17 protein-coding genes and 1 other annotated feature are annotated in these 16,941 nt (G+C 38.4%); all 17 genes read right to left on the reverse strand.

What is annotated here, in order from left to right; all coding sequences use genetic code 11:
- Nucleotides 1-120: 120 nt before the first annotated feature.
- The gene (gene rpoD, locus GXK58_RS08680) at nt 121-1,251 is read right to left on the reverse strand and encodes an RNA polymerase sigma factor RpoD (protein WP_160721749.1); all 1,131 of its coding nucleotides are present in this window, start codon (nt 1,249-1,251) and stop codon (nt 121-123) included.
- A gap of 42 nt (nt 1,252-1,293) precedes the next feature.
- A complete protein-coding gene (dnaG, locus tag GXK58_RS08685) occupies nt 1,294-3,102 on the reverse strand; it encodes a DNA primase (RefSeq protein WP_160721751.1) in 1,809 nt (602 codons plus the stop codon).
- A 594-nt stretch (nt 3,103-3,696) separates the two neighbouring features.
- Nucleotides 3,697-4,506 carry a pyruvate, water dikinase regulatory protein gene (locus GXK58_RS08690; protein WP_160721753.1) on the reverse strand — a complete coding sequence of 270 codons (810 nt, stop codon included), beginning with the start codon at nt 4,504-4,506 and terminating at the stop codon, nt 3,697-3,699.
- Nucleotides 4,507-4,532: 26 nt separating this feature from the next.
- A complete protein-coding gene (locus GXK58_RS08695) occupies nt 4,533-5,168 on the reverse strand; it encodes a helix-turn-helix transcriptional regulator (RefSeq protein WP_202171322.1) in 636 nt (211 codons plus the stop codon).
- A gap of 120 nt (nt 5,169-5,288) precedes the next feature.
- Complete coding sequence (locus GXK58_RS08700; protein ID WP_160721757.1) at nt 5,289-6,671, reverse strand: glycine--tRNA ligase; 1,383 nt, start codon at nt 6,669-6,671, stop codon at nt 5,289-5,291.
- A gap of 235 nt (nt 6,672-6,906) precedes the next feature.
- Nucleotides 6,907-7,077 (reverse strand) — a binding site (T-box leader).
- Between the two features lie 49 nt (nt 7,078-7,126).
- Nucleotides 7,127-7,879, reverse strand: coding sequence for a DNA repair protein RecO (recO, locus tag GXK58_RS08705; RefSeq protein ID WP_160721759.1), 753 nt, complete (start codon nt 7,877-7,879; stop codon nt 7,127-7,129).
- A 35-nt stretch (nt 7,880-7,914) separates the two neighbouring features.
- On the reverse strand, nt 7,915-8,058 hold the full coding sequence (locus GXK58_RS08710) for a YqzL family protein (protein ID WP_098529956.1): 144 nt from the start codon (nt 8,056-8,058) through the stop codon (nt 7,915-7,917).
- 158 nt (nt 8,059-8,216) lie between these two features.
- On the reverse strand, nt 8,217-9,137 hold the full coding sequence (gene era / locus GXK58_RS08715) for a GTPase Era (RefSeq protein WP_160721761.1): 921 nt from the start codon (nt 9,135-9,137) through the stop codon (nt 8,217-8,219).
- On the reverse strand, nt 9,127-9,528 hold the full coding sequence (locus GXK58_RS08720; RefSeq protein WP_237389620.1) for a cytidine deaminase: 402 nt from the start codon (nt 9,526-9,528) through the stop codon (nt 9,127-9,129). Before GXK58_RS08720 ends, era begins: the two co-directional genes overlap by 11 nt.
- A gap of 210 nt (nt 9,529-9,738) precedes the next feature.
- The gene (locus GXK58_RS08725; RefSeq protein WP_160721763.1) at nt 9,739-10,125 is read right to left on the reverse strand and encodes a diacylglycerol kinase family protein; all 387 of its coding nucleotides are present in this window, start codon (nt 10,123-10,125) and stop codon (nt 9,739-9,741) included.
- Complete coding sequence (gene ybeY / locus GXK58_RS08730; RefSeq protein ID WP_160721765.1) at nt 10,103-10,573, reverse strand: rRNA maturation RNase YbeY; 471 nt, start codon at nt 10,571-10,573, stop codon at nt 10,103-10,105. Before ybeY ends, GXK58_RS08725 begins: the two co-directional genes overlap by 23 nt.
- The gene (locus GXK58_RS08735; protein ID WP_160721767.1) at nt 10,570-12,747 is read right to left on the reverse strand and encodes an HD family phosphohydrolase; all 2,178 of its coding nucleotides are present in this window, start codon (nt 12,745-12,747) and stop codon (nt 10,570-10,572) included. The genes ybeY and GXK58_RS08735 overlap by 4 nt, the downstream gene beginning before the upstream one ends.
- A 182-nt stretch (nt 12,748-12,929) precedes the next feature.
- Nucleotides 12,930-13,898: a PhoH family protein gene (locus GXK58_RS08740; RefSeq protein WP_160721769.1), complete on the reverse strand. Its 969-nt coding sequence runs from the start codon at nt 13,896-13,898 to the stop codon at nt 12,930-12,932.
- Entirely contained in the window at nt 13,873-15,087 is a 1,215-nt protein-coding gene (gene yqfD / locus GXK58_RS08745) for a sporulation protein YqfD (protein WP_160721771.1), read from the reverse strand. The genes GXK58_RS08740 and yqfD overlap by 26 nt, the downstream gene beginning before the upstream one ends.
- Nucleotides 15,084-15,386, reverse strand: coding sequence for a sporulation protein YqfC (yqfC, locus tag GXK58_RS08750; RefSeq protein WP_160721773.1), 303 nt, complete (start codon nt 15,384-15,386; stop codon nt 15,084-15,086). Before yqfC ends, yqfD begins: the two co-directional genes overlap by 4 nt.
- 76 nt (nt 15,387-15,462) lie before the next feature.
- Nucleotides 15,463-15,909: a hypothetical protein gene (locus tag GXK58_RS08755; RefSeq protein WP_160721775.1), complete on the reverse strand. Its 447-nt coding sequence runs from the start codon at nt 15,907-15,909 to the stop codon at nt 15,463-15,465.
- A gap of 33 nt (nt 15,910-15,942) precedes the next feature.
- Nucleotides 15,943-16,938 carry a flotillin-like protein FloA gene (floA, locus tag GXK58_RS08760; protein WP_160721777.1) on the reverse strand — a complete coding sequence of 332 codons (996 nt, stop codon included), beginning with the start codon at nt 16,936-16,938 and terminating at the stop codon, nt 15,943-15,945.
- Nucleotides 16,939-16,941: the final 3 nt, after the last annotated feature.

Genomic DNA, 16,941 nt, shown 5'->3' on the forward strand with positions numbered 1-16,941 from the left:
AAGTCCATTTGCAAAATGAGAGACAATTCAGTAAAATAACAATTACAGAAAGTGCTTTCATTTTATTTTCAGACAAAAAAATAGCTTACTTCTGGTAAGAAGTAAGCTATTTATACACATTTATTCTAAGAAGTCTTTTAAACGTTTGCTTCGGCTTGGATGGCGTAATTTCCTGAGTGCTTTAGCCTCAATTTGACGAATACGTTCACGTGTAACACCAAAGACTTTTCCTACTTCTTCGAGAGTTCGAGTCCGTCCATCATCCAATCCAAAACGGAGTCTAAGGACATTTTCTTCTCGGTCAGTCAGAGTATCTAGAACATCTTCTAATTGTTCTTTTAATAACTCATACGCTGCATGTTCAGAAGGTGAGGTTGCATCCTGATCCTCAATAAAATCTCCTAAGTGTGAATCATCTTCCTCACCAATTGGCGTTTCAAGTGAAACCGGTTCTTGAGCAATTTTTAGAATTTCTCTAACCTTATCAGGAGTTAGATCCATATCTTCACCGATTTCTTCCGGTGTTGGTTCGCGCCCAAGATCTTGCAGCAGCTGCCGCTGAACCCTAATTAGCTTGTTAATCGTTTCTACCATATGAACAGGAATACGAATGGTTCTTGCCTGGTCAGCAATTGCACGAGTGATGGCTTGGCGAATCCACCAGGTAGCGTAGGTACTAAATTTAAAGCCTTTGCGATAATCGAACTTTTCAACTGCTTTAATGAGACCCATATTCCCTTCCTGAATTAAATCAAGGAAAAGCATTCCACGGCCGACATAGCGTTTGGCAATACTGACAACAAGCCTTAAATTCGCCTCGGCAAGACGGCGTTTTGCCTCTTCGTCTCCTTCTTCAATTCGATTCGCAAGTTTAATTTCTTCTTCGGCAGAGAGCAAGTCAACACGGCCGATCTCTTTCAAATACATACGAACAGGGTCATTAATTTTTACACCTGGAGGTACACTGAGATCATTTAAATCGAATTCTTCATCATCTTCTTTTGCGATTTTCTTAATATCTGGATCTTCCTCTTCACTATCGCCTACTAATTCAATTCCCTGCTCAGTTAAGGACTCATAAAATTCATCCATCTGTTCGGAATCGACATCAAAATTAGCCATTTTCTCTGCAATATCATCATAGGCAAGGACACCGATTTTTTTACCCAGTTCAGTCAACTGGTCTTTTACTTGTTCAAGGGTTAATTCATTTTCAACCTCTTTTGAACGGGCTGATTTTTCTGCAGCCATATGTCCCCCTCCTTCCAAAAATCAAAGACAATAATAGGAAATTTATAACGATTTACGCAAGTTTGTAATCTCATTGGCAATCGCCGCTGCCTGAGTAAAATTTTTCTCTCGTTCAGCTTCTTTGAGTTCCACTTCTTTTTCTTTTATCTTTAACCTTTTTTGATAATTCAACACCTGTTTGATATAATCAGATAATTCCTGATCTGTCATCTCTTCATTGATGGACATCATCTCAATGTCGGCGACCAGCCTTCTAAGGTTAACATCTTGAATATAGGTCAAAAACGCACTGGTATCAGGTTCAATATGATCTTCAAAAAATCCTAACAGATAGGTTATTATTGCCTGATGTTCATCCAGATTAAACGTTTGTCCTGAAAGTAATTCCTGAACCCTATAAGCTACGTCACGATTCTTAAGCATATGGGCAATTAACCTTCGCTCAGCGGTAATATATGCCGGTTTAAGCCCTTCTGAAGGCTTGATGATTAAAACCGGCTTGTGTGTTATTTCTTTTTGACCATTTGATTTTCTTTTTTCAGCAAAATAGATTTGTTTTTGCTGCTGCTGTAATGCCTCTAAAGATAGGGAAAACTCTGCTGCCAGCTGTCTTAAATAATGATCCCTTTCAACTGCCTTATCAAGTTTGCTGATTTCCTTAATTATCTGTTCGATATATGCCAGCTGATCTCCTTCATGCTGAAGGTTTTTTCCGCGGCGAAAGTATAGAAATTTAAAGGCCATCCACGTTAAACTAGCGCCAATTACTTCATTTCGAAACTTTTCTGCGCTATTTTTCAGAATATATTCATCAGGATCTAGACCATCTGTCATCATGGCAACTTTTAAATGAAAACCAGCTTCATTCAGATGATTCCCTGCCCGGAAAGCAGCCTCGATCCCAGCCTTATCGGAATCATAGCAAATGGTAATTGTTTGTACATTTTGTCTTAAAAGAGCGATGTGCTCATCTGTTAGCGCTGTTCCCATAGTGGCTATGCCGTTTTCTACACCCGCACGGTCTGCAGCAATGACATCAGCAAATCCTTCAAATAAAACAGCATATTGCATTTTCTTGATACTCGGCTTTGCCAAGTGATAATTATATAAAATTTTGCTTTTATTAAAGATTGCCGTTTCAGGACTATTTAAATATTTTGGCTCATCAGCCCCAAGTGATCTCCCTGAAAAAGCAATCGTATTACCGTGTCGGTCAAAAATTGGAAACATAATCCGGTCCCTAAATCGGTCAAAATAGGTTCCATCCCGTTCTCGTTTGATAATCAATCCGGCTTTTTCCATCCATTCAGGCGAAAAATCCCTTTTAGTAAGGAATTTATAAACAAAGTCCCATGAGTTTAATGAATACCCGATTTGAAACTTATCAATCGATTCTTGGGTAAATCCTCTGTTCAGTAAATACTCCAGAGCATGCTGGCCCTCTTTTGTATTTACTAAGAGATGATGATAAAATTTCCTTAAAAGCTCATGCGCGTCCAACATTGCCTGCAAGTCTTTGGAAACTTTTTTACCGCCAAATGTTTGCGGCAAGTTTACACCTAAATCAATACTTACCTTTGCTGCAAGTTTAATGGCTGCTTCTTGAAATGAGATCCCTTCTAGCTCCATTAAAAATGAAAAAGCATTTCCTCCTGCTCCACAGCCAAAACAATGGAAGATTTGTTTATCAGGTGATACTGAAAAAGATGGGGTGCTCTCTCCATGGAATGGACATAATCCGAAGTAATTTCGCCCCTGTTTTTTCAGTTGTACATAGTCGCTAATTACCTCGACTATATCAACAGCCTGACGAATTTGGTCAATCTTTTCTTCGGCAATAAGGTCTGCCATGAAAACAACTCCATTTGTACTACATGAATTCTGCAGGCATCATTAAAATTCCTGCAAAATTCGACATTTTTTTTGTTGATTGAAACACAATTCTTGCTCGCTCCTCAAATTGTAAGGTTTTTGCCCTTTACTGTCCTCTCCTCCTCTAACTGTATGGTTAGAGATTGAAACACCATTTCTGAATAAACGTATTTCCAGGTTGCCTATGTAATGATTTTCTTTCACACTGTTGATCACAGGAAGCAACAAAAAACGCGTGCGGACAGATTACAATTTCGACAATTTCCTCTTCGACCGGGCAAGTACCTGCATCGACAAAATAGCCGGTTTGGCTTTTCCATAAGTATTAATTCTACATTACTCCACATATTCCTTCTAAAAGGGTAAACTTTTATTAAAAGGGTTTATGTCGAATTTTTTTCAAGGGACTTCCTTGACATCTCACAATAAATAGTTTATTCGTTCCAATGCAACTCTAAACCTAAAAAGATATATTTTTATCACAATTTTTTATTATAGTATATTCGTTATCATTTTACCATAACTTTTTTTCATTTTTTTTAACAAAAAAGCACATAATCATTTGATTATGTGTCAGGATTTCCCCTTTTGAATATAATTTAAAATGACGTTTGCTGTCTCTTCTACAGCTTTATTGGTCACATCTATTACGGGGCACTTTATTTTTTTGACGATTTTCTCAAAGAAAGTTAACTCTTCTTTTATTCGTTCAATATTAGCATAGCTGGCCTGATCGTTTAACCCAAGGGAAAGTAATCGCTCTCTTCTAATATTATTCAGCTTTTCCGGGCTAATTTTCAATCCAAAGCACTTATCTATAGGAACCTTATATAATTCTTCAGGAGGATCTACTTCGGGTACCAAAGGAACGTTTGCCACTTTTAATCGTTTATGTGCCAAATATTGAGATAACGGGGTTTTGGAGGTTCTTGATACCCCGATCAACACGATATCGGCCTTTAAAAGCCCCCTCGGATCTCGTCCATCATCATATTTGACGGCAAACTCAATTGCTTCCACCTTTTTAAAATAGTCTTCGTCCAGTTTCCTTACTAAACCTGGTTCACATAGTGGCGTTTTACCACTGAAGATCTGAATTTGATCGATGATAGGTCCGATTAAATCTACTGCTTGAATACCATCCTGATCGGCCCTTTCTTTTAAATATGTACGCATTTCAGGTTTAACAAGTGTATAGGCCACCATACCTCTATCATGGGAAACCAGTGATAAAACCTCGTCGATATGCTCTTTATCCTCAACATATGGAAATCTTTTTAGTGTCATACCAGAACCATTGAACTGGCTGATTGCTGCTTTTGTCACTAATTCCGCTGTTTCCCCAACCGAATCAGAGACCACATAAATGATAGGTGTACTCATTCTCCCTTTTCAGCTCCAATCCTATTTTATATTTCCTCATCACCTAATGCCAAGAAAGCCTTTGTAATATTGGTTTTCGTGACTCTGCCAATAACCTCAAAACCTCTGTCCGTTCTTTTTACCACAGGTAAGGCATCAATTTGCTTTTCAATTAGCTTTTTGGCCACATCCAATAATAAATCTTCACGTTCACACATTGTAATGTTGGGCATTCTTGTCATAATAATATTAACAGGAATACTTGAAAGCTCTTGTTTCCCAATACTTGCCCTTAAAAGATCCTTCCTGGATAGTACCCCCACCAGGCTCGAGTGTTGATCAACTACGAACAATGTGCCAACATCTTCAAGAAACATTGTACAAATGGCATCATACACAGAAACACTTTCACTCACAACCACTGGTATCGATTGAAAGTCCGATACAAAAATTTTCTGGAGGTTCTCCGTTAATAACTGGGCCCCCGACTTACCTGTATAAAAATAGCCAACACGAGGTCTGGCATCCAAAAAACCTGCCATCGTTAGAATGGCTAAATCTGGCCTTAACGTAGCACGTGTTAAATTCAATTGGTCCGCAATTTGCTCTCCAGTAATCGGGCCATTATCCTTTACAATTTGTAATATTTGGTCCTGGCGTTTAGTCAGTTCGATTGTACTCACCACCTAATATCATATGGTACTTTTTACTTTGTATATTTATTAGAAATATTATATACCACATACACTCTATTTTAAATATTAAATAAAAGCTAAAAGGTGCGGACACCCGCACCTTTTATACTAAAAAGCCATTTTTTCTTGCAAGAAGCTTACTAATTCTGCTATTGGAAGACGTGTTTGTTCCATCGTATCCCGGTCACGAACGGTAACCATGTTGTCTTCTTTTGAATCGAAATCATAGGTGATGCAGAATGGTGTTCCAATTTCATCATGACGGCGGTAACGTTTACCGATAGAACCCGCTTCATCATAATCAACCGTAAAGTGTTTTGAAAGGTCAGCAAATACCTCTCTTGCCTCTTCAGAAAGTTTTTTCGATAAAGGCAGTATTGCTGCTTTATATGGCGCAATGGCTGGATGAAAGTGCATAACTGTTCTAGAAGTACCATCTTCAAGCTGCTCTTCATCATAAGCATCGATTAAGAAAGCAAGTGTAACCCGGTCAGCACCGAGTGATGGTTCGATACAATAAGGTACATATTTTTCATTTGTTTCTTGATCAAGGTAATGGAAATCCTCACCAGAAAATTCCATATGCTGTTTCAAGTCATAATCGGTTCTTGAAGCCACACCCCATAATTCGCCCCAGCCAAATGGGAACTTGAATTCAAAATCTGTTGTTGCATTACTGTAATGAGAAAGCTCATCTTCTGAATGGTCACGGAGTCTGAGATTTTCCTTTGTAAGACCCAAAGATAATAACCAATTTTCTGCAAACTGCTTCCAGTAATCGAACCATTTGAGTTCCTCACCCGGTTTACAGAAAAATTCAAGTTCCATTTGTTCAAATTCTCTTGTACGGAATGTAAAATTACCAGGTGTAATTTCATTACGGAAGCTTTTACCGATTTGTGCAATTCCAAATGGTAATTTTTTTCTCATTGTCCGTTGTACATTTTTAAAATTAACAAAGATACCTTGAGCGGTTTCTGGACGAAGGAAAATTTCATTTGTACTCGTTTCTGTTACCCCTTGGAAAGTTTTAAACATTAAATTGAATTGGCGGATGCCGGTAAAATCATGGCTGCCGCAGTCAGGACAAGCAATATTATGTTCCTTAATTAATTCTTCCATTTTCTCAAACGGAAGACCGTCAACTACTAATTCAATTCCTTTTTCATCAAGGGCATTTTCAATTAGTTTATCCGCACGATGACGGGCCTTACAGTTTTTACAGTCGATCATCGGGTCATTAAAGTTCCCAATATGACCGGAAGCTTCCCAAGTTCTTGGGTTCATTAAAATGCTTGCATCTAAACCGACATTATAGGGGGACTCTTGAACGAATTTTTTCCACCAAGCTTGTTTAATATTGTTTTTAAATTCGACACCTAATGGACCGTAATCCCAAGTGTTAGCCAGTCCTCCATAGATTTCTGAGCCAGGGAAAATAAATCCTCTGTGTTTTGCATGTGATACGATTTGTTCCATTGTTACACCCATTGTTTTCTCGCTCCTTCTAAAAAATATGCTGTGTTAAACATGGATGTTGATTTCCGCTCCAGGCACAAGCGGTTCGCGGGCGTGCCGGGGAGCCTCCTCGGCGCGATTGCGCCTCCGGGGTCTCCCTAGCCCCGTACTCCCGCAGGAGTCTTCGTGCCTGCCGCTCCAATCAACATATGTGTCTTAGTCACAAGGAAAGACATAAAAAAACTCACGTCTCTATGCTTGTGCTAAGCATAGGGACGAGAGTTACCCGCGGTTCCACCCTATTTGCTGCTAGAAAAGCAGCCTCCTTAATTACGATTGCTCAGGAATGCCTTCATTAGTGCTCTATACCCTAGCTCACACCGCCCTAGGTTCGCTTTTATAGAGATTTCTAATTACTACTTTCCGTCACAGCAAATATTATATTAAAGAAATAGTAACGAAAACTTTTAACATTGTCAACAAGGCAATTATAACAGATTACGAAAATGATCCATTGAATTAAGGAACTTTTTTGATTTTAGATGCAGACCGGAATATTCATCATAGTAAGCAGAAATGATTTTTTTTAATTCAGCCTTTGTTTCGTCCTTTACAGATATATTTCCTAACCTTGAAAGATCAATATAATAAAATAGCCGTAATAATTTAACCGTAGCAGGTAATAATGGAAAATGGTATGGATCTTTTTTCAGGCAGCGATGGCAGATAAACCCGCCCTCTCTAATTGAAAATGAAAAATGCCCATCTGTGCTTCCACAAACAGAACATTTATCTAATACCGGGTATAAGCCCATTACATTCAGCATCTTCATTTCGTAGATATTCATGAGAATCTCGGGGTCATAGCCTTCATTCATAAAATTTAAGGTTTGATATAGCAATTCAAAATGAAAGGGATTTGTTTTTTTGTCTTCTGTACATCGATCGGTAAGTTCAACAATATAACTGGCATAGGCTGTTAAAAAAATGTCTTCCCCTATCGAACGTAAGGAAGTAATTATTTCTCCCTGCTGAAGACTGCCAAGGCCGGAACCTGTCTGCAAAAGAAAATATCCATGAGTGAAAACTTGAGAAATAGAGGAAAGGCGGCTGTTTGGCTTTTTGGCTCCTCTCGCCATTACACCAATCTTACCACCCTCCCTAGTATATATTGTTACTATTTTATTGGTTTCTCCATAATCTGTGGTTCTAATAATAATGCCTTCATACTTCTTAAGCATTTGATCCACCTTCTAACGTACGAGCGAAAACAAACTTATGAAACGGGAAAATCAATTTGTGCTAGATCTTCATTCTGATTTCCGGGTATTTCTTGGTTTTCCTTCTCAAGCTCTTTGAAGAGAAGATATGTGTCAATATTACCTGTCTGTAGGAATACTTTCCACGTAAAATCCATCATCGAAAACCCCACCTTTCATTATTTAGACTAGCCTAATGTTAAATCCCAAACCTTATAATTATCATAGCCTGCCTTTGCCAAAATATAAGACGAAATAATTGTTAATGTTGTCCATGCATAATCCTGTTTAGAAGTTAATATTTTAATTAGGGTTTATGCTAATACTCATCTTCATTGAAGCCATAATCACGGAGTTGGGACATTCGATTGCGCCAATCTTTTTGAACTTTTACCCAAAGCTCTAAAAACACCTTCGAACCCAGGAGATTTTCAATATCGACCCGAGCCCGCTTTCCAATTTCCTTAAGCATGCTCCCTTGTTTACCAATAATAATTCCTTTTTGTGAATCTCTTTCAACTATGACCGTGGCCATGACATGAATGATATCCTTATTCGGCTGCCGTTCCATTTTATCTAGAACAACGGCCAGTGAATGTGGAATCTCTTCCCTCGTTAAGTGCAGTGCTTTTTCCCTAATCAACTCGGTAATAATAAACCTTTCCGGATGATCGGTTACTTGATCGGCTGGATAGTATTGCGGCCCTTCAGGTAAAAATGCTTTTATTTGGTCTAATAATCGTTCAACATTGTTTCCTTCCAATGCGGAGATAGGAACAATTTCTTTAAAGTCATATTTTTCTTTATATGATTCAATAATAGGCAGCAATTCATCAGGGTGTAATTGGTCAATTTTATTTATGACAAGAAATATTGGCGTATTAACAGATTGAAATTTTTCGAGAATAAATTCTTCTCCGCGTCCAAATCCTTCTTCGGCATTTACCATAAATAAGACTAAGTCAACTTCTTTAAGTGTATTTTGTGCTACCTTCATCATAAAATCGCCTAGTTTGTGTTTTGGCTTATGGATACCCGGGGTATCTATAAAGATCATCTGGGCATCAGAAAGTGATAATACACCTTGTATTTTATTTCTAGTCGTTTGCGGCTTATCACTCATAATGGCAATTTTTTGACCAATTACCCGGTTTAAAAATGTCGATTTCCCGACATTCGGCCGGCCAATGATGGAGATAAAACCTGACTTGTATGCGTTTTCATTCCTTTTATTTTCCATTAAGATCCTCCGGAGAAAAGGCACCAGGCAGCAACTCTGCTACGGTTAGTTCTTGAACATCGCCTTTAAGATTAGTTAAAATGATTTTCATGTCACTCGGGCATAGTTCAGATATTACTTGCCTGCATGCACCACACGGGGAACAAGGGCGCTCAGTATCAGCAACAACAGCCATCATTTGAAAATCTCGGTCACCTTCAGAGTATGCCTTAAAAAGGGCAGTACGTTCTGCGCAATTACACATACTATAGGCGGCATTTTCAATATTACAGCCATGATATATTTTTCCATCTGTTGTTAACAAGGCTGCTCCTACTCCAAACTTAGAGTATGGAACATAAGCTTTTTCTCTTGCTATTTTTGCTTCATCCATTAATTGCTCAATCTTCACCAAAAAACGTCTTCCCTTCCAGCAAGTTTCTGCTGTTTCTTTATTTTACCTCAAAATGATGAGAAAATCATTACTTGCAATGAAAAAGTAATAAAAAATTTTAAAAAATTAGAATTTTCTCATAATGTAACTTGTTTGTTAAAAACAAATTATTTTAGTTATTTTACCGAAATCGAAACTGGTTTTCAAATCAATTAAATTCTTTTTATTTTAGAATCTTTTGAGTATATATGGCAAAAAAATCACCATCCCGATAATTACTGACAGTATTGCATATATGAATACAGCACCTGCCGCAATATCTTTTGCCTGCTTTGCAAGAGGATGATACTCTTTTGTTACTAAGTCAACTACCCTTTCAATGGCCGTATTGATTAATTCCAAGGCAAACATTCCTCCAATTGCAAGAAGAATGAACAGCCATTCCATTTTGGTAATAGAAAAATAGATGGACACAACCAATACAATCAGGGCAGTTATGAGATGAAAGCGCATATTTCTTTCATTTTTAATCGCAGTCATAATACCAATGACGGCAACTGAAAAAGAGCTTATTAATGAAATGGGCTTATATTTATCGTGTGAGTCCATATTCATTTAAAATTTCCTTTTGCAATGTAAACATTTCCTTTTCATCTTCTTCTGTCATATGGTCATAACCTAAGAGATGAAGGAACCCATGTACAGCTAAAAAGCCAAGCTCCCGCTCAAATGAATGACCGTACTCCTCTGCCTGCTCTTTGGTTCTGGGGATGGAGATAATAATATCGCCTAAAACACGAGGCATGTCAATTCCGGTAAGTTCAACCTCGCCTTCGCCAAGCTCTTCCATCGCAAAAGAAATGACATCAGTCGGCATATCCTTATCACGATACTCTCGATTAATTTCCTGGATTCTCTCATTGGAAACAAAGGTTATAGAAACCTCGCTATGTTCTTCAATCTGCTGATTTCTTGCAGCAAAATTAATTATTCTTTCTATTTCGAGCATTTGCTGCTCTGTTAATTCATTTGTTTCATCGACACTATCAATCAGTAATGTCATGCTTGTTTCACCTGCTTTGTTTTTGTTAATTCTGGATACTCGATCCTAGAATGGAATATTCCCTTCAATGTTTCACACAATGTGTGGGAGACAGTTTCTATTTCTTTCATAGTAAGATCACATTCATTTAATTGTCCATCTTCAAGACGCTCCGCCACTATTTTCTTGACTAAAGACTCAATCAATTCAGGTGTAGGCTGTGATAAGGAGCGGACTGCCGCTTCTACACTGTCGGCAATGCCTACAATGGCTGATTCCTTTGTTTGTGCTTTAGGGCCAGGATATCGAAAATCCTCTTCTTTAATCTCCGGCTCGCTCTGAAGTGCCTTATGATAAAAGAATTTTAGCAAGGTTGTCCCATGATGCTGCTCAGCAATGTCAATAATTTCTTTCGGCATGTGATATTTTTTTAAAATCGCTGCTCCATCTACAACGTGAGCGATGATAATAGGAGCACTTTTTTCAGGCGGTAATCTGTCATGAGGATTGTCATGATGCATTTGATTTTCAATAAAGAAGTTCGGTCTTTTAGTTTTTCCAATATCATGATAGTAACTGCCGACTCTAGCCAACAGTCCATTTGCACCTATTGCTTCACAGGCGGATTCCGCTAAATTAGCAACCATAATACTATGATGGTAGGTTCCCGGAGCCTCCATTAAAATTTTTCTAAGAAGTGGATGGTTCGGGTTTGATAGTTCAATAAGTCTAATAGTTGAGAGTATACCAAAGCTTGCTTCAAAGAAAGGGAGTAATCCAACTGTCAAAACAGCTGAGCTGATCCCTGAAACAAGGGCTGAAATCAAATAATAACCGTATTCAACACCTGAATACTGTCCATTAGGAAGCATCATTAATGCACCAATCGTTAAGACATTGACAATGGCTGCCAATGAACCACCTTGTAAGATTTTTAATCGGCGATTTTGACTATTCAAGAACAATATGGCTGCCACGCTGCTAAAAAGAATGTAAATAGCGACTGAGAAATTCAGTGTCCCCGTAATCCCTTCATTAAAAAGGATACTCCCGCAAACGGACATTAAGATGGACATAAATATGGCTAATTTTTCATCAATGAGTATTTTAATTAACATACCGCCCATTGCTGCGGGAAATAGATAGCCGATTCCCTCAAAATTGAATACTTGGAGCATACTTATAATTTTCATAATAAAAATGGAAAGTATGAAAATGATCCCAAACAAAAGAAGCGAGGTTTGCCGCTTTTCAAGTATGGTCATTTGATAAAAGTAGTAATAGATCGCTGAAAGAATGATGCTAACTAATACAGTTAGTCCAATAAACGGTTTATAGGAATGCTTATTATTTATGAGTCCGACCAGTTTTAATTGCCGGTAAATATCCTGATTGATTAATTCCCCTTCTTCAGCAATAATTTGGCCCTGAAGAATTTTTACTGGTTCGACACTTTCTGCCGCCTGCTGTCTAAGTTCCTCGGTTGCATTTGGATCATAAAACTCATTCTGGATTACAGCATACCTTCCCAGCTCAATGGCAGCTAATTTTAGATCTTCATTTAAAGTAGTATATTTTAATTCTTCTTCCACCCTCTTTTTAGCATTTTCTACTTCATCGGCGGAAATTCTCTTGGTCATCACATTATTGATCGCCGTAACAGTTAAATCTTTTGCAATAGCTAATTCGTCATTATCGGCATGAATCAAAGCTGTAAAAACTTGACTAGAAAGCTCTTTTAAAACACTTGGTGTTAATTTTGCCTTGAGTTGTGCCATTTTTTCAGAATCACTAGGTTCTTCTATAGTGGTATCCGTATCCTCTGAAGCTTCTTCTTCCTGTTTTTTTAACTCTTTTTCTATTTCATTATTGACCTTTATCGTTGCTTGAAAGATAGATGTTATTAAATCCACCCGATTTTGGGTATATTCATTTTTCAATGCATATACAGGCTGCACTTGGTTAATGGCATCTTTCCGCTTATTTTCAGTACTTTCCTTATCCTCGAATGTTGCGGGGGATCGTATCGTGTTTCCTGCGACTGAAAACAGATTGACGTCAAGTTTCTCAGGTTTTACATGATTGTACATCGTCCCAATCATAACGATTCCTAACAAAATAAAAAATATAATTCGGAAAAAAGTTATGTCAAGTAATTTACGTATCCGTATGAAGTTCTGCTGTAGTTTATCCAACTATTATCCCCCCAAACACGGTCCATCCATCAAAGTACTATTCAAAAGAATAACATATTACGGCTCTAAATGCGCTTTATGTAAAATCATATCAGTTTTCACGTGAAGTTTCACGCTCTAAAACGAGATTTTACGTAAATATGGAAAAAGGGATAAACCAATAAGGTTTACCCCTCATTTATTTACTGTTGATTACCCTGCTTTTCGTAAGCCTCGATGATTCTGCCGACGAGAGGATGACGAACCACATCACTTTGTTCTAAAAAGATAAACGAAATCCCTTTTACATTTTGCAAAATGTCTCCTGCAGCAATTAGTCCTGATTTTGCACCTTTTGGTAAATCAATTTGTGTTTGGTCTCCTGTAATAACCATTTTTGAACCAAACCCTAGTCTCGTCAGAAACATTTTCATTTGGGCCTGAGTGGTATTTTGAGCCTCATCCAAGATAACAAATGCATCATCCAATGTACGGCCCCTCATATAGGCAAGAGGAGCAATTTCGATTGTCCCGCGTTCAATTAATCTTTGAGTATGTTCAGCGCCTAGAACATCGTTCAGAGCATCGTATAATGGCCGTAAGTATGGGTCCACTTTTTCTTTTAAATCTCCTGGCAAAAAACCAAGACTTTCGCCGGCTTCCACTGCCGGTCTCGTTAAAATTATTCTATTGACTTGTCCTGTTTTTAAAGCGTTAACGGCCATGACTACAGCAAGATAGGTTTTTCCTGTTCCGGCCGGTCCAATCCCGAACACAAGATCATTTTTCTTAATGGCTGTTACATATTGCCTTTGCCCCAGCGTCTTAATTCGAATCGACTTACCCTTTATATTCTTTCCGATTTCTTCTTCGTATAGATTCACAAAATAATCAAGCGTGCCTTTTTGTGCCATTTGAACGGCATATAGAACATCCCGCTGGCTTATATTTATGCCCTTTCGAATCACAAAGATCAATCTGTCTAATATTTCGCCAGCCATGATGACATGTTCTTCATCACCTGATAAGCTGACAGATTCACCCCTTGTAATGATTGACACATTAAGCTCTTCTTCGATAATTTTTAGGTTTTGATCAGAATTCCCCAGCAAGGTAATTGCTTCTGCTGGATTTTCTAGCTGCACATTAATTGTTGTTAGTTTTTCGGTCATGAGGAATCTCCTTGGAAATCGGTTGTCCGACTGCAATGTTTTCAATTATCTTAAAATGGATATCTAGTATAACTTTACCATTTTCCATTGCCTTGTGTAAAACTTTTTCATCTTTTATCATAGCATCTTCATTTAAGTTACTTTTTATTTGTTTTTTCGCAAGTTCCAGCGCCATTTTTTCCGCCTCACTCGTTGAATAGGTCCGTTGATACAGCTCTCGTTCACGGATGGTTTTATTTATATAAGAAATGGGCAGCTCCCATTTCAAAAATTTTATTCTATGCTCATTTTTCTCTGTCTCAAAGTGCTTAAATTCAGGTTTACCAAATCCCCAAATAGGCACCTCTAACCCGCCAAAAAGCAGGGAATGTTTTTGCACTTCCTTGCCATTGTACACGTTAAATTTAGTGACTAATGGAAGTTCAACATGGCTTTTATACCAGGTTTCCCCCCAAACTTTCCCTTTAGCTGCCGTAATTTCAGGGTTTTCTTCTTGACCATATGCACCCGAAACAAGTAATTGGCCTTTTTCGACATGATCATTAATATCAACAACCTTTTGTCCGTTCTCTACAAACATTTTTACGATAATCGCCTTCTTTTTAGCGATTAAATTTTGCGGTGACAATTGTTCAGTTTTTTTTGGTTCATTCTTTTCCACTACTTGCAAGTGGTAGGTTGTCCCGTTAAGCTCCACGCCAACCCATGTTAATGCCCCAATATTATTAGTTAATTTTCTTTGGATCCCTTCAACATTATCAACAAAGAATTGTATCTTGCCGATTTTAACACCCATCTTGTCCAATTCTTTTCGTATTTGATACTCTGTTGCTGGTTTTGCCCCTTTAATTTCAATCCCCCAAACCATATTAGAAAGAATCATAATTAGAAATAAAAAGGCGGCGGCTCCCAACATAAAGCCGCTGTTTTTCCATAACCTTTTTAGTAAAAATGGGACCCCGCTGCGATGTAAAAAAGAGATTTTACAGCCGCTTTTTCTTGCAAACTTTCTAATTTCCATAGCGTCCTGAACCCGCATTTTAAAGGTAATTGTCTCTGTCCCATGACGCTTGACACTCCATATATGTAACCCGTTTCTTGTTAAAACATTTAAAAACCGTTCAAGACCTTTACCTGTTACCCTGACTGTAACCCTGCCATATATAAATTCAATCCACTGGTTCTTCATTTTGTGCCTCCCGCATTTTCATTTATATAAATGACTTGATCTATTTTTCCTTCCAGTAAAATTTCCTCAGGCAGGATCGTCTTAATGACAAATCCCTTTCCTTTAACTAGTAGATGGCCTTGTTTTAACAACAAACGGAGTTCTTTATCAGTAAAAGACAGCAGGCCGCGGTGATTTTCCACATAAATATGGATTTGACCAATCATCGTAATTCGAGGAAGATCCATCATGACATCTTGAGGAAGATCCATATTATTAGCCATCCAATTTCGAACACGCTGGCCCCATTTTTTTGCCATAAAAAAGAACCCCCTTTCATCTCATATTTATGAGATGAAAGGGGGTTCTAGCACTTCTTTTTCTACTCGTTTCAAATCAACTCGAGCGTTTTTTCACAATATACGGATTCTTTGAACGGGGTTCAGCTAGTATCTCTGACCAGATTATCCCATTTATTATTGCACCCGAATCTGGACCTTCTTTTATAGGGTATTTTATTTCTTCTTGATTTTCTATCGGTCCTCCATTTGCTGCTTGGGTCCGTGCCAATGCCATCCCCATCCTGCCAGCCTCTGACTCTTGTCTGACCTGCAGGTATTCTTTTTCAAGCTTACCTTGGTTACTTTGCAGCGGCCCCTGCTTCTTTTCTGACCGTATTGCCATTGTATCTTTCGGAATATCAATCATTTCTTTTAGCATGGTTTGAATGTCCCCCAGACGATTGCCAAAGGGTATTCTTCTAGATTGTCCTTGGCTGCTTTTTGTTTTTCCAAAAATCATTGAGAAGACTCCAACGACAATCATGATTAATATCGTTTCCAAACCTGTCTCCCTCCTTTTTTGGCAACATGGGGATTATTGATCATTCTTTTTGTCACCCGTCATTTTTCCAATTGAGCCCCTCATATCAGTATCAGCAGAAATATTCTTAAAATTCATATAGTCCATTACACCGATATTCCCTGATTTAAGCGCTTCTGCCATTGCAAGTGGTACTTCCGCTTCTGCTTCCACTACTTTAGCTCTCATTTCCTGTACTTTTGCTTTCATTTCCTGTTCTTGAGCAACTGCCATTGCCCGGCGTTCTTCTGCTTTTGCCTGAGCAATTTTCTTATCTGCTTCCGCCTGTTCTGTCTGCAATTCCGCCCCGATATTTTTACCGATGTCAACATCAGCGATATCTATCGAAAGAATCTCAAAAGCTGTACCAGCGTCGAGTCCCTTTGACAAAACAGTTTGCGAAATTAGATCTGGATTTTCAAGAACTTTGCTGTGACTATCCGACGAACCAATAGTAGATACAACGCCTTCTCCCACTCGGGCTACAACTGTTTCTTCTCCAGCACCACCAACAAGACGTTCTATATTGGCCCGTACGGTAATTCTTGCTTTCGCTTTCACTTCTATCCCATTCATAGCCACACCAGCAATAAACGGCGTTTCAATTACCTTAGGATTTACACTCATTTGTACGGCCTCTAATACATCACGTCCTGCCAGGTCAATGGCCGCACATCGTTCAAAAGATAATTCAATATTAGCGCGGTGCGCTGCGATTAACGCATTGACCACCCGGTCGACATTGCCTCCCGCAAGATAGTGACTCTCAAGCTGATTGGTTGTGACAGTCAAACCGGCTTTATGGGCTTTTATAAGTGGATTTACGACTCTGCTTGGGGTTACTCGTCTAAGTCTCATACCAACTAATGTAAAAATGCTGATCCTGACTCCTGCAGCCAGTGCGGAGATCCACAGCATGACTGGTACAAATGACAGTAATATTCCTAAAAGAATAAGGGCAATGATAACAACTGCAATAATAAAGATAGTTCCTCCTGATACAAAATCCATATT

The organism is Bacillus sp. USDA818B3_A (assembly GCF_009928415.1).
GTDB lineage: Bacteria > Bacillota > Bacilli > Bacillales > Cytobacillaceae > Neobacillus.

Bases quoted from the DNA above. Each gene is read 5' to 3' on its own strand.
- GXK58_RS08710 (WP_098529956.1), bottom strand. From the start codon at position 8,058: ATGATGGATTTTACGTGGAAAGTATTCCTACAGACAGGTAATATTGAC.
- floA (WP_160721777.1), bottom strand. From the start codon at position 16,938: ATGGATTTTGTATCAGGAGGAACTATCTTTATTATTGCAGTTGTTATC.
- rpoD (WP_160721749.1), bottom strand. From the start codon at position 1,251: ATGGCTGCAGAAAAATCAGCCCGTTCAAAAGAGGTTGAAAATGAATTA.
- dnaG (WP_160721751.1), bottom strand. From the start codon at position 3,102: ATGGCAGACCTTATTGCCGAAGAAAAGATTGACCAAATTCGTCAGGCT.
- GXK58_RS08725 (WP_160721763.1), bottom strand. From the start codon at position 10,125: ATGAATATGGACTCACACGATAAATATAAGCCCATTTCATTAATAAGC.
- yqfD (WP_160721771.1), bottom strand. From the start codon at position 15,087: ATGAAGAACCAGTGGATTGAATTTATATATGGCAGGGTTACAGTCAGG.
- GXK58_RS08700 (WP_160721757.1), bottom strand. From the start codon at position 6,671: ATGGGTGTAACAATGGAACAAATCGTATCACATGCAAAACACAGAGGA.
- era (WP_160721761.1), bottom strand. From the start codon at position 9,137: ATGGAAAATAAAAGGAATGAAAACGCATACAAGTCAGGTTTTATCTCC.
- yqfC (WP_160721773.1), bottom strand. From the start codon at position 15,386: ATGGCAAAAAAATGGGGCCAGCGTGTTCGAAATTGGATGGCTAATAAT.
- ybeY (WP_160721765.1), bottom strand. From the start codon at position 10,573: ATGACATTACTGATTGATAGTGTCGATGAAACAAATGAATTAACAGAG.
- recO (WP_160721759.1), bottom strand. From the start codon at position 7,879: ATGCTTAAGAAGTATGAAGGCATTATTATTAGAACCACAGATTATGGA.
- GXK58_RS08740 (WP_160721769.1), bottom strand. From the start codon at position 13,898: ATGACCGAAAAACTAACAACAATTAATGTGCAGCTAGAAAATCCAGCA.
- GXK58_RS08690 (WP_160721753.1), bottom strand. From the start codon at position 4,506: ATGAGTACACCTATCATTTATGTGGTCTCTGATTCGGTTGGGGAAACA.